This is a genomic window from Pseudalgibacter alginicilyticus, assembly GCF_001310225.1.
GTDB lineage: Bacteria > Bacteroidota > Bacteroidia > Flavobacteriales > Flavobacteriaceae > Pseudalgibacter > Pseudalgibacter alginicilyticus.
Map to the genome: position 1 here is coordinate 2,385,552 of NZ_CP012898.1, position 14,649 is coordinate 2,400,200.

A 14,649-nucleotide genomic window follows, 5' to 3' on the forward strand; every position below is an offset into this window, starting at 1 on the left:
GTTATTCATTTTTTAATGTTAAATAATCAGGCCATACTGTTTTAATAACTTCTTCGGCTTCTGATTTAGAAAAATCATTTCGTAAACCAATTTTTCTAACCTGATTGATTGTTGACTTTAATTGTTTTTCATCCTTTTTACTATGGATAGATTCAAATTCTGAAAAGTCAGAAAATTCACTTCCATACAATACATTCCCTACAAATGAGTTGTTAGTTGTTGCTCCTAATTTTAAAAAATTTGTAGTGCCCTCATTATAAAAAACATTATCCTTTATTATTGTTTTATCAGGCCAAATATCTCCCCAATGCTTGTACCACATCATAACATCATCAACTTGAGTGTCTGTTACAAAAAGGTTGTTAGAAATTTCAGTATTAGTAATGTTTCCTGAAAAGCGTATCATATGATGTTTTTCATCCTGAAAAACATTATATCTAACAATTGTACCGTCATTAAATGCATTTTCTACTTCACCCCAAGAGCAAACCAACAAGCCTCCCCAATCATTATGATGACTAAAATTGTATTGTATGATGGTATTTTTACATAAATAATCGCTATCAAACCCACTAGCGTCAATATCGCCTTCATTATAGATCGTGTAAGCTGCTTCATTAAATTGCCATAATGCATTATCACAATTATAAGGGTATGAGGCATTACCAGTAGTTTTTAAACTATTTCTAACAAACAAATTGTATTGCACTAAAGGTGAATTTGCTACACGTGTAACTAATCCATTTCCTCCAATGTTTTCAAACTTTGAGTTTTCAATAACAATATTATAACTTGGATACCAATTATTGATTCTTCCATCAACACATAACTCACCAAAATTGGAGGTCATATCTCGTATGCGCCAAAAAGACTGGTTAATAAAGCCCCCTCTATCAACATTTATAAAGTGACAATTATTAACATAAATACCATCAAAATTTGTAGGTATTCTATTTTCAGGAATACTATCTGCAATAATATTAAAAAGGAGTCCGCCATTAGTACGTAATTTTAAAGTACCATTAACATCACTAATTTTTACATTTTCAAATTTAAAATCACGTAAAGTCCCTATGTCTTTTGCTAAAACAAGAATACCTGCTTTTTTTACTGGTCTGTCAGGGTTTCCTTTTTCAAAATTCCTAATTTCAATATCTCTAACCTCCCAATATTCCTGATTAAAAAGGATTAAACTTGCCGACAAAAAATCAGTATCTCCCTTTTGCCCTTCGGCATCAATTACTGGCAAATCGCCATTACCATAGGATCCTATAACAATTCTATTTCCAGCTTTACCATTACCCTGTGGCCTGAATATTCCTGACCATTGTCCGCCTCTTTTAAAAAGGATAGTATCTCCAGGTAAAAACCTAATTGTGTTAACCTTATTTAAAGTTTTAAAGGCAGTAACCTCACTTATACCGGAAAAATTATCATCTCCTAAAACATTATCTACATAATAATTAGTTTGAGCCTGACAGATAAAAGTAACGCAGAATAAAAACAGAATATTTTTCATTTTATAAAGCCTCCTATTTTTTAATTATTTTTTTAACACTTAAATCGCCTTTAACGTCCTTAACATGAACAAAATAAACACCTGTTTTAAAATTAGAAACATCAACAGTTAAGTTATTTGAACTTATATTATGATTATTATAAAGTAAGCTTCCATTAATTGAAAATATTTTTACATTGCTTATTTCCGAATTTAAAGTTTCTACAGTAAATAAACCTTGTGTTGGATTTGGATAGACAGCATATTTAGATTCAATTAAATTATTATTTTCTACACCTAAAGTTGAGTCTTCTATAATACTTAAATAAGCTGCTATTCCTGTGCCTTCGTTTTCAACAAACTCTTTAGTAATAATTTCATAAGCATTACTGGAAGACGTGGCAGCTGATAAATTAAAAGAAACAATATCATCGCCTGCTTCAATTTGTTGTTGGATATAACTGGTAACATTAATATGTCCATCTTGAAAAACATTGCCAGTATCACCAGGTGTAGAAAAGCTTCCTATTAATGATGATGGCACTGGTGCATTATTCCAAGTTATACCTCCTTCCGTCCAAGTATCATCTAAAACTTCTCTAACGTTAATATTAAAGTCAGAATTATTATTAGTTCTATTTCCAGAAACATGTAATATAGCAGAGCTAATTGAGCTAATATCTTCAATATCGAATTTTAACCAAATCTCTCTTATGTATTCTGCATTGTTATTACTGCTCTCCTTTATCTCCATAAGGGGCCCATTAAGATTATTAGCAGCATACGTACCTCCTCTTACATAACTATCCTCTTTTACAGGAACATTAGCTATAGCAGGAACGTCTATTAATGATGATGTAACACCTTGATCCCACATAATATTAATAACATTTTCAGCTTGTGATACTAAAAATTCGCTTCGATTACCAATAGCACGTATTAATTCTAATTTTGTTTCTAAATCTATTTGATCTTCACTTTGGCTGGGTATGAAATCTGTAAAATCATCAAACTCATTTCCAAATAGCGTATTTCCTAAAAACGAATTATCAATAGTACTACCAATAGTTAAAAAATCAGTGGTGCCTTCATTATAAAAAATATTATTATTAACCTCTGTTTTCGCTGGCCATATACCTCCCCATTCTTTATACCACATCATTTCACTTATTTTAGTATCTGTTATAAAAACATTTTCAGATATCTCTGAATTAGTTATGTTTCCTGAGAACCGAATCATATGATTTGTTTCATCCTGAAAAATGTTTTTATGTACCACCGTACCGTCATTAAAGGAATTTGTAAGACCTCCATTAGAACAAACCAATAATCCTCCCCAATCATTATGATGACTATAATTGTATTCTATAGTAGTATTTTTACACATATAATCACTATCAAACCCACTGGCATCAACATCCCCATCATTGTATACGGTATAGCAAGCTTCATTGTATTGCCATAATGCATTGTCACAATTATATGGGTAAGACGCATTACCTGTAGTTTTTAAACTGTTTCTAATAAATAAATTGTGTCGTACTAATGGTGCATCAGCAACACGTATAACCAATCCATTTCCTCCTATATTTTCAAATTTTGAATTTTCAACAACAATATTATAACTCGGATACCATCTATTGGTTGTTCCATCTAAGTTTTCTTCACCAAAACTTGAAGTCAAATCTCGTCGGCTCCAATATGATTGATTTAGAAAACCTCCACGATCTACATCCAAGAAATAACAATTATTTACATGAATACCATCAAAATTCGTTGGTAATCTATCTGCAACTTTGCCTGTACCAATATCAAAGAAAATGCCTCCATTTTCTCTTGTATCCAAGGTTCCGTTTACTTTGTTAATTTTTACGTTCTCGATTTTGAAATCATGTAATGTTCCATAATCTTTTCCTAAAACTAAAATACCTGCTTTATCAATAGGATCGCTTGGGTTTCCTTGCTCAAAGTTTCGTACTTCTATATCTCTGATTTCCCAATATTCTTGATTAAATAAAATAATAGCTGCAGACATATAATCTGTATCATATACTTGGCCTTCAGCATCAATTATTGGTAAATCACCATTACCATAAGATCCAATTACAATTCTATTTCCGGCAGAACCGCTACCAAGAGGTCTTAGTGTTCCAGCCCATGTGCCTCCTTTTTTAAAAAGGATAGCGTCTCCAGGCAAAAACGTTATTGTATTTACCTTATTTAAAGTTTTAAAAGCAGTAGCTTCACTTGTACCCGCAAAATTATCATCTCCTCCTTCACTATCTATATAATAGTTAGTTTGAGCCAGTATACATGTGGACCATAATAAGGTAAAAAGTAGTATTTTTTTCATTTGTTTAATTAGTTTATTTTTAAGTTTCTTCTTTAGTTGGTAAAGAGAGTAATTTTTATGAACTATAATTAGCTAAAACATTTAGCATAGGCTAACTATTACCATAATAACTTATTAAGGTTTCATCATTTTACATTATTTAGAATTTTTTCTTGTTGTATTACAAAATTATCAAAGTTATTGCCAGCCGAGGTAGTATGCCATAAGCCTAAGTCATTTAAAGCTAAAAAGCCTTGTTTATCTAACAATTTTTTCTTGTCTTCAGACAACTTATGAGCTTCTATCAATACCTTATTGAGTCTTTTAATATTTTCAGGAACTGCAGGTATATTCGCTGAATTACTCTCAAATGCTTCCGACAAAACACGGCCCATGGATAGAACAGGTGTTTTTTTATTACTGAGATTGGCGATGGTTGGAGCAATATCAATAATTTCACAATAGTCAAAGGTAGCTCCTTTCCTTACTCCAGAACCTACTATTAAAAATGGCGTTACACTAGATGGTGGACTATAAGGTTCGTGCCAACCTTCATTAGCTTGTCCATGATCACTAGTTATCATAAGTACCGTGTTCTCCCATTTGTTAGTATCCTTAAGATATTGTACAAATAGCCCCAATTGACGATCTGCCTCTGTAATCGCTTTTCGATAAGTTGATTCCTTATGCCAAATATTGCGATGATAAGGCTCGTTTTCACTCCAATTTTTTGATATCCTAAGTCCCTCTATTCCGGAACGTTGCAAATGAACACGCATAAACTTAGGATTAGACACTTCCATAATCTCCTTGGTTAGATTAATAACCAAAGCATCAGGGTTAAAAGAACTTGAAACATAAGTTCCAAAACCGTCACTTACGTCTTGATAAGCACGTGCATTAACAATGAAAGCAGTTTCTTTATCCTTAAAAGAATGTTGTATCATAGATTCACGAATTCCATCTTTACCAATAAAAGGACTGCCTGTCATTAGCATAGGGTTGGGCATTGAACATGTCCATGGGTAAGTATCACTCTTTTCTGGATGTCCAGGAAGTGTTAAATGCATTTCTTTATAATAGGTTCCCTGAGTTTTAAGAGCATTAAAATTAGGCATATCAATTCTTGCTGGACCTTCTACGGATAAACCGTCGATAATAAATAAAATAACACGTTCTGGTATAGGTTCATTTGTTATTGCATTATTCGTATTTACTGCAAAAACTAAAAAGGATACTAAAATAAAGTTTTTAATTTTTAAGACCATCATAATTTTGTTGGGTTATTGCATTTTAAATTTAATTTTTGATACTTTTTAAAGAAAGTCTAAGTGAATTAATTAGATTTACTTTCTGGGATATACCTTGCTAAATTGGCTTTAATCTTGGACATGTTCTGATTTTCGGCAAGGTTTGTCCATTCATTAGGATCCTTTTTGTGATCATACAATTCTTCGCTTCCATCAGCATACTTTATGTAGTGATAGCGCTCGTTTTGGACGGCGTAGCAATCTTCACCATAACCCGTAACAGATGGATATGGCCATTCTCCTGATGGATTCTTTATTAGTGGTAGCAAACTTCTACCCTCATTTTTCGAATTCTTAGGCAACCCACTCATTTCTAATAAAGTTGGATAAATATCAAGTAAGCTCACAACTCGATTACTACTTTTTCCCTTAGGAATACCGTGTCCAGCAAACAATAATGGCACGTGAGTAGACCGTTCCCACAAGGTTGCTTTCTGAATCGTGTTTTTTTCTCCCATATGATACCCATGGTCTGACCATAAAACAATGATGGTATTATCACTGTATTCACTTTCTTCAAGCGCTTTAAGAACTTTTCCTATTTGATGATCTACAAAAGTGATTGAAGCCAAATAAGAATGAACAATACTTCTCCACTGGTCTGTTTCAATAGCCCATTCTGTTCTTGGCATCTGATCCTTGATGTTTTTAAGCCCCATTTTTGGGATGTCATCAAGGTCATCTTTTTTATACGGTGGTAGTGTTATTTTTTCTCGGTCATACATATCCCACCATTTTTTTGGTACATACCATGGATTATGAGGTCGCAAAAAGCCAACCATAAGGAAAAATGGCTTGTCGTGTTTCTTGTTTAATTGATTAACAGCCCAATTAGCGGCTTGATGATCTGGCATTTGTTCATCACTTTCAGGATCCATAGCCCAATCTGTCATAGTACCATTTTGATGCCAATTTCTTTGCAACTTACCAAGTCCTGAACTAAAGAGCCCTCTTCCTCCAGAATCATCTAACGTGCCTTTTGGTAGATGACTGTGCAAAATTTTACCCACTGCTAACGTTTTGTACCCATTATTGCGAAACCACGTATGCATAAGTTCAGACCCAAGTGCTTGTGTTGATTCTTGAACGTTATCGTCTTCATTTAAGCTTCCAGATAATTTATGAGGGTAAAATCCAGACATAACACTTGCTCTTGATGGTCCGCATACAGCATATTGACTATAGGCATTATTAAACACCGTACCTTGATTAGCTAACTTATCAAGGTTTGGGGTGATAGCTCCTTCATATCGATTTGCATAAGATGGAAAATCATTCAAATCATCAACCGATATGAATAAAATATTCGGTTTCTCTTGTGCATATGAAAAATGAAAAAAAGTAATGAGGGTTATGAGTAAAAGTAGGTTGCTTTTCATTCCTTTATATTATTTATTTATCAACTTTACCCATGTTTGAATAAAATTTATTATCAATAAAATTATTTTATATCACTGTTAGGTATTTACCATTGATAGTCGTTTCCTTCATTGCTCAAGCGCCATGAATCCTTAATTTTTTCTAATTCCGCAGACATCTTTTTTAATAACTCTGGTTTTTCTTCTGCTAAATCATTGCTTTCTCCTGGGTCCTGTTTCAAATTAAAAAGCATCATTTTTTCCCCTTTGTTTGGAATACAAATTTTATAGTCGCCACTTACATAAGCATAAATATCAGTACCACCATGCAAGCGTTTATAACCAGCAGCTATAGGAACTGTTCTTTTTTCTGTATTACCATCTAATATTACGGACTTAAAACTAACCCCATCTAATAGTATTTTTTTACTTACTGGTATATCAAGAATATCTAAAATAGTCGGCAAATAATCTACCGTAGACGACTGAAAATCAGACACTAAACCAGATATAGTATGATTAGGCCACAAGGCTATTGATGGCACACGTAAACCGCCTTCATACATTAAATGTTTATGCCCTCTAAATGGCCCTGCAGAAGCAATTCCTTTTTTAGTTATTGGGCCAGATGGGCCATTATCACTGGTAAAGAAAATAATGGTATTATCATCAATATTTTTTTCTTTTAAGAAACTACGCAAACGACCTATTTGATCATCCATAGCAGTAATACAACCATACAAATGTTTTTGCCCTTCAGGAAGATTAGGATATTTAGCCAAATATTCTGGACCAGCAACAACAGGTTCATGCGGAGTATGAAACCAAATAGTAGCTAAAAAAGGTTTGTTTTCTGAAATAGATTTCTCCATAAAAGGAATGGCTCTATCCATAATAATACGACTATCATCACCATCTAAATTATCAGTAACTGGCTTGCCATTTTGCACGTAAACAGAGCCTCCCCAAGAGCCATCTTCCATAGCTCCCCAACTTGTCCAACCTTTTGGTGTTTTTGTAGGATTCCAAGTAGGAACAGCACTTTTAGTTGCAAATGTTTCATCGTATCCATGATGCCATGGTGGCGAATAATTACCTCTAGATTCTACTTGGTCTGGTTCAACCCAACCTAAATGCCATTTTCCAAAAAAACCCGTTTGATATCCTACTTTTTTTAATAACTCTGGTATGGTTGTTTCTGCAGGTCGCATACCACCAGTATGTGCCGCAAAAATCCCTTGTCTAAAAGGGCTTCTACCTGTTAAAACACTAGCTCGGGTAGGTGAGCATAATGGAGCTGCTGCATAAAAATTTGTAAGTGTTACACCTTCTTTAGACATATTATCCAAATGTGGTGTCATCACGTTTTCGTTTCCATTAAACCCCACATCACCATAACCAAGGTCGTCTGCCATGATTAGTATGATATTTGGTTGTTTTTTTAGTATTTCCTTTTTTTGAGCAAAAGCACCGAGCATTGTTAAGTTTAACCCGATTGCAAGCACTAACCTATAGAAACATATTCTTTTCATATCTAACTTTTTTTAGCCCAATAAATTATCAATACTTAAAAGGCTTTCATCTTATTTTGGATTTTTTAATGGCATAAAAAAACTACCTCCTTATAATATATAGAAAGGAGGTAGTTTTTTAAAATTAGTTATTTTCATAACCTGTATTTTGCTCCATAACCGCTCCTGTATTAGCATCTATAATACCTTGAGGAATAGGGAAATATTCATTATACTCAAAAACTTTAGTATCATCTAAACGTGGGTTATACAATACCGTTCTATCATAAAATGTACCTGTACGAACTAATGCATGCTTTCTATATTCTTCAGTAACCAACTCTCTAGAACGTTCATCAAGGATAAAGTCTATAGTTACATCAGAGGCATCTATTTCTGAAGCATTAGAACGTCTTCTTAATTCATTTAAATAGTCTGCTGCTAAACCAGGTTTACTATTTTTCATCATGGCTTCAGCTGCAATTAAGTATGTTTCAGCCAATCTCATATACATTTGATCATTATATTGACCTGATAATGAGGCATTATCTAAAACAAAAGGGTCGTTATATGCCCATTTTGTTACATAAGGCCAAAGATAGTTGTCTTCTAAATCTTCTGGATCGTCATAATCCATGTTCGTTTCCCCAATAACCTCAAATTCTGTTGCGGCATCATTTGTTGGATAAATAAAATACTTTTTAACAGCGTATTCAGAGTATCTATCATCAGTTTCTTCGTACCAACGAAAAGCTGAATCTGTTACTGAGGTTCTTCCAGAACCTTTTCCTCCGTTATAAGTATATAGAATATCCAAATTCTTCTTCTTAAGTTGTGAGTCTAGTGAATAATAACTAATCCAAATATTTTTAATAGTTACATAAGAGCTACCAACCACATCTGCGTAGGCATTATTCATAACCCATAATACTTCTTGATTTCCATCACTAGGCTTTGGATTTTTAAATAGATCCGTAAACACTGTTCCTGGTTCTGAAGCTTCAACTCCAAATCTTGAAGTCATTAAATTATACTCAGGGCTATTTATAACTTTTAGTGCTTCTGTTTCTGCTTTCCCATTTTCACCCATGTCTAAATAAAGTTCTGCCAACATAGTTCCTGCAACTGCCGCATTAACTTCACCTGTTCCTTCTTTCATTTCCAAATTTTGGGTAGCGAATAACAAATCTATTTCCATCTGTGCATTAATCTCTTCAATAGAGTTTCGTTCCCAATCATTACGATAAGTAGTCCCATCAATTTCTTCAAGACTTAAAGGAACTGCCCCCCAACCATAACGTAAGTGTCTGTAAGCCCATGCTCGCAAAACTCTTGCTTGTGCGATTATTTTGTTTTGATTTTTAAGATCCTCAGCGTCATTTCCTCCTAACCAATCAACAGATGTGTTTTCTGCTCGATTGATAATTAGATTTGAAGAATTAATGATTCGATACAACCAATTAAAATTCTCTCTCACTAATACGTTTTCAGAGTGCAAATCATTATAATCATTAAATGGATCTGACTGTGCCGCACCGTTATTTACGAAGGTATTATCTGTACCCATTTGCCATAAAGAGGCTCTAACCACATTACTCTGTGTTTCTCTATCTTCTCTTACCAATGCATAGATGGCATTTAAACCATTAACAAAACCATCATAGTTAAGAAAAAGGTTTTCGGCAAAAATATCATCTTTAGGTTCTTCAAGTAAAAAAGTATCTTCGTTACAAGAACTCATAAAAATGGCACCAACAATTGTGAATAATATCAGTATTTTTTTCATGTGTTTATATTTTATTGTTTTTTTAATTGTCACAGGTAGCATCCATAATAATCATTTCCTCTCATGTACAGAAATTATAGCTACAGATGTTTCATGCTGTTATTTTTATATTTTAATTATAAGCTAATTTTTAAACCCAATAAAAACGAAGTAGTTTGAGGCACTGCCGTTTGTCTACCCGAAGTATCTGAAAATTCAGGATCTAAACCAATCCAATCTGTTTGCGTGTATAAGTTTTTAATATTGGTAAAAAGCTCAAGATTATCAATTTTAAATTTCTTTAAAGTTTCTGATGGAAAACGATAATTGAGTGTAACATCTTGTAATCTTATAAAATCTGTGTTTCGATAGAATTTCATACTACGTGGGTTTACACTCGCCGTTCTATCATTTCTTGGATAGGTATTACTTTGATTTTCTGGCGTCCAGAACGTTACATCATATCTGTTTTCTCTAAGATCATTATCTTGAGTATATAGTAACTCATTGGATTGTGTCATACCTGAAACCATATTTAAAAAGAAACTAAATGTCCAATTTTTATATTCAAAAGTATTGGTTAATCCTGCAACAAAATCTGGAATTTTGCGTCCGATGATTTGTTTGTCATTCGTTGTAATTGAACCATCTCCATCAGCATCTAAATAACGAATATCTCCTGCTTCTACATTACCTTGTGGTGTACCCGCAGTATCTTCTTGGTATATCCCATCAAATACATAATCAAAATTTACACTGATAGGCTCACCTATAAACCACTTATTATCAACATCATCAATATAATTACCTTCATCATCAGTTAATCCTACATTCACGATTTCAGTATCATAATGTGCAATATTAAAATCGGTTTTCCATTGAAAATTGTCATTTCTAACATTTACACTCGTTATTTGAAACTCGATACCTTTGTTTGCTGTTTCTCCAATATTTTGAGTAATAGAGCCTGTACCATTAACATTAGAAATTGATTTGCTTAAAAGTAAGTCGGTAGTTTTTGATGAATACACATCTATTAACCCTCTAACTCTGTTTTTAAACAACCCAAAATCTAACCCTGCATTAAACGACACTGTTGTTTCCCAACCTAATGAAGGATCTCCTAACCTACTTGGGTAAAACCCAAACAATGTGGCATCATCATCATCTACATAATTTACAGATGATAATGTAGGCAATGTGGAATACGCGCCAACTGCTTCATTTCCACTCTTTCCATAAGATAATCTTAGTTTTAAATTATTGATTTTATTTGAATTTTCCAAAAATTTCTCATTTGAAATGTTCCAACCAAATGCTGCTGAAGGAAACACACCAAATTTGCTATCGGAACCAAAAGCCGAATACCCATCCCTACGTGTTGTTAATGTTAACAAATATCTTGAATCAAACACATAATTAGCTCTAATCATTTGAGAAAGGTGTGTTTGTTTATTATAAGTAGCCGTAGGTTCTATAAGACTGGCCTTACTAGCTTGATAATAGGTCATAACATCATTAGGAAATCCTTCAGCACTTACATCATGGTTTTCAAACCATTCACTTTGTGCACTATACAACCCTGTTAAAAAGATGGAATGCTTGCCAAAGGTGTTTTTATAACTAACAATATTTTCAACAAGCCAATCTTCGTCATATTCATTTGCTAAATCTAACGATCCACCCACTCTTAAACCATCTCTTGTATTTCTACCTCTATAGGTTTGTGCCAATCTAGATCTATAATCGTACCCTGTATTTAGTTTATAAGACAATCCTTTTACAAAAGGAACATCAATTGTAATGCTATTATTAGAAGTAAATCGTCTTGTTATATCACTATTATCATACAAAAGTCCTGACAATGGATTTTCTACAAAAACACCATCATCCCAAGTTTCTAAAGTTTGTGTACCATCCTCATTAAAAGGTATTCCTAATGGATTCATAGAAAACGCTGTTGAAAAACTAGCATTATTACCACTTCTATCATAATACCCATATTGAGTACTCGTACTATAGGTCATCCAAGGCAATAATTTATGATCTAAATTAAGTCTTAAAGTATAACGTTTAAAATCATCTCCAACTGATACACCTTCGGAATTTAAATAAGAAAGCGACACATAATATTTTGTTCTTTCAGAACCTCCTGAAAACGACAAATCATGTTGTAGAGTTTGTCCAGTTCTTGTAGCAAGATCTACCCAGTTGGTGTTTCTTCCTTCTTCATAACCTTGATCTTCAATAAGTGTTGTAGCTAAACCTCTATCTATTTTAGCTTCATAAAATGTTTTGCCATCCATTAAGCTGGGTATGTTAACTGGTTCGTTGAAAGTTGTAGATACCGAATAATTAACTCTCATTTGTCCTTCTTTCCCTTTTTTAGAAGTAATAAGTATAACACCATTGGCTCCTCTCGATCCATAAATGGCAGATGCTGATGCATCTTTTAAAACTTCAAGAGACCCTACATCTTTTGGATTTATTTCTGATAAATTTCCTGCATAAGGTACACCATCCAAAATAATCAATGGCCCATTTGAAGCGGAGATTGAATTTTGTCCACGAATTAACATGGAATTTGTAGACCCCTCAGCGTTTGATGCATTTACAGTAATGTTCATACCTGCCATAGTCCCTTGTAGCATTTGCTCTAAACTAGTTCGTGGTCTCGCTTCCAAAGTTTCTGTACTTACAGAGACTACAGATCCAGTAACATCACTTTTCTTTTGTGTACCATAACCAACCACTACCACTTCATCCAATCCAATTTGTGATGATTTTAGTGATACATTTATGTTAGTTTGAGTTCCTACCAAAACCTCTTGAGTTTCCATTCCTATATAACTAAATACCAATGTAGCACCTGGTTTTACTTGTAGTGAAAAATTTCCGTCAAAATCGGACATTGTTCCAGTTGTTGTTCCTTTAACCAATATGGATACTCCTGGCAGTGGCATATTAGTTTCATCTGTAACATTTCCTGATATGTTTTTATTTTGAGCAAAACCACTGAAGGCCATCAAAATTAAAAACAAGCTGGTTAGCTTAAAAAATAATTGTTTTCTTTTCATGAAATTTGAATTTAGTTGTTATTTCAAATGGTTATTTTTTAGAGGCATTTATCATCACTAATTATTCTCTCTTCAAATAAACATTTTCAGTTATTATGGTATTTAAACAAAAATATTCAATTCAACACAACTTTATTGACACCATTGTTCCCATTTATAGTTCCTGATGTGACATTTTAGCACGCATGTTTCAAAAAACAACATTTGTGCTAACTTTATTAATTTTTCAATTTTATCCAACCTACTATAATTAGCGTAACAAAGAATAAATGGGCTTGTATTGAATAAATAATTTTATGAGATCTATCTTATCACGAGTTAGATAAAACTAAATTAGAAAGCAATTAAATTTTAAATACGAGATACTTCAATACTAAATATTTTCATAATTAAACACATGTAGCAACTCAAACTTAAATATTAATATATTGACTTTAATAAAAACAGACATTAAGATTATTTATACAACCCAAAAACAGTCCTGTTTAAAATTATCCATTTTACTTATGATTAATATAATTATACCTTAAAAATTCTCTAACCACTACAAATGCAACAATGATTTTATTAAATAATAAAAAGCGACCCCTTTTCCTTGAAAAAAGATCGCTTTATTTGTGTTAGTTGGTAAAAAAATAGTGATACAATTCTACCCTAAGAGTATAGGTTCTTATTTTTTAATCATTTTTTCAACACTTAAGGCCCCTAATACATTTTTAACATGTACAAAGTAAACACCTGTTTGAAAAGCAGACGTATCAACTGTTAAACTATTTGAGTTTACATTTTCGCTATTAAAAATCATACTTCCATTTATAGAAAATACTTTTACATTGCTTATTTCAGTATCAGGAGTTTGTATAACAAAAGACTCTTGAGCTGGGTTTGGATACAAGCTAACTACATTGTTTTGCACATCAAAATTTGAAGTACTAAGAGTAAGGTCATTATTTATAATTAATCGAGGTGCATAAACCCCAGCTTTACTAGAAAAGGTAACTGTGTTATTAACAACGTCAAGATCTTCTAAAGCAAAAGAAATAATTTGATCTCCATCAAGTTCTGTTTTAACATATTCCGTAACATCCCAATCCTTTTCTGTACCTATATCTGAACCAGTAATACCTACAACACTACTTATTGCACCTCCACTTGCTGGAGCAGTTTCCCAAGTAACATCGTGTTCATCCCAAGCAGTATCATCTGTTAATTCAGATACAGTTACTGTAACAGGATCAGCTTTGTTTTTTTGCACATCAGCTACATGGACTCGAAGTTTTGCATCAGTCACATCATCACCAGATAAACCAGATTCTGTTAGATTAAATTTAATCAAGGTTTTTCTAATCAAATCTGTTCTACCTGTACTACCTACTTTTACCAAAAGCTCTGGGTTTTCGTTACCTCCGTCTTGATTATAATTGATTGTATGTTCTTTATCATTTTCATCCGATCCTTGCACATAAACGTCGTCACTCGCAATAAAAGATTGTGCATTCATGCTTGCAGTAAATAATATCACTGCTAAAAAAAGTAATGTTTTTTTCATAATGTTTAGTTTTAAATTTATTTATTGGATTTAATTAAGTTATTTTAATGTTGGCAAAAAAAATAAGTATCTAATTAGTAATCAAATATATAATAACAACCAGTTTTTTATTAGCACACATATTACCAATACTTTGTGCAAATGTTCCATGGTAGTAAATATGTTTCACGAAACAACATTTGTATTAATTTTACGGAATATTGGCTTTCACTTTTTTTATAAATACACTAACTTTTATATAGTTATATT

Annotated in this window: 8 protein-coding genes; all 8 read right to left on the reverse strand. The window is 32.8% G+C overall.

From position 1 onward, the window contains the following. Position 1: 1 nt before the first annotated feature. Positions 2-1,519, reverse strand: coding sequence for a hypothetical protein (locus APS56_RS09915; protein WP_054727658.1), 1,518 nt, complete (start codon positions 1,517-1,519; stop codon positions 2-4). Between the two features lie 13 nt (positions 1,520-1,532). Continuing rightward, the gene (locus tag APS56_RS09920; protein ID WP_054727660.1) at positions 1,533-3,851 is read right to left on the reverse strand and encodes a CBM96 family carbohydrate-binding protein; all 2,319 of its coding nucleotides are present in this window, start codon (positions 3,849-3,851) and stop codon (positions 1,533-1,535) included. A gap of 125 nt (positions 3,852-3,976) precedes the next feature. Beyond that, positions 3,977-5,101: a sulfatase-like hydrolase/transferase gene (locus APS56_RS09925; protein WP_054727662.1), complete on the reverse strand. Its 1,125-nt coding sequence runs from the start codon at positions 5,099-5,101 to the stop codon at positions 3,977-3,979. A 65-nt stretch (positions 5,102-5,166) separates the two neighbouring features. After that, entirely contained in the window at positions 5,167-6,519 is a 1,353-nt protein-coding gene (locus APS56_RS09930) for a sulfatase (protein WP_054727664.1), read from the reverse strand. An 86-nt stretch (positions 6,520-6,605) separates the two neighbouring features. Next, a complete protein-coding gene (locus APS56_RS09935) occupies positions 6,606-8,030 on the reverse strand; it encodes a sulfatase family protein (protein WP_082379324.1) in 1,425 nt (474 codons plus the stop codon). Between the two features lie 124 nt (positions 8,031-8,154). Further along, positions 8,155-9,795, reverse strand: a complete 1,641-nt coding sequence (locus tag APS56_RS09940) for a RagB/SusD family nutrient uptake outer membrane protein (RefSeq protein WP_169786436.1) — start codon at positions 9,793-9,795, stop codon at positions 8,155-8,157. Positions 9,796-9,911: 116 nt separating this feature from the next. Further along, positions 9,912-12,851, reverse strand: coding sequence for a SusC/RagA family TonB-linked outer membrane protein (locus APS56_RS09945; protein ID WP_054727669.1), 2,940 nt, complete (start codon positions 12,849-12,851; stop codon positions 9,912-9,914). Between the two features lie 670 nt (positions 12,852-13,521). Then, the gene (locus tag APS56_RS09950; RefSeq protein WP_054727671.1) at positions 13,522-14,400 is read right to left on the reverse strand and encodes a T9SS type A sorting domain-containing protein; all 879 of its coding nucleotides are present in this window, start codon (positions 14,398-14,400) and stop codon (positions 13,522-13,524) included. Positions 14,401-14,649 lie beyond the last annotated feature (249 nt).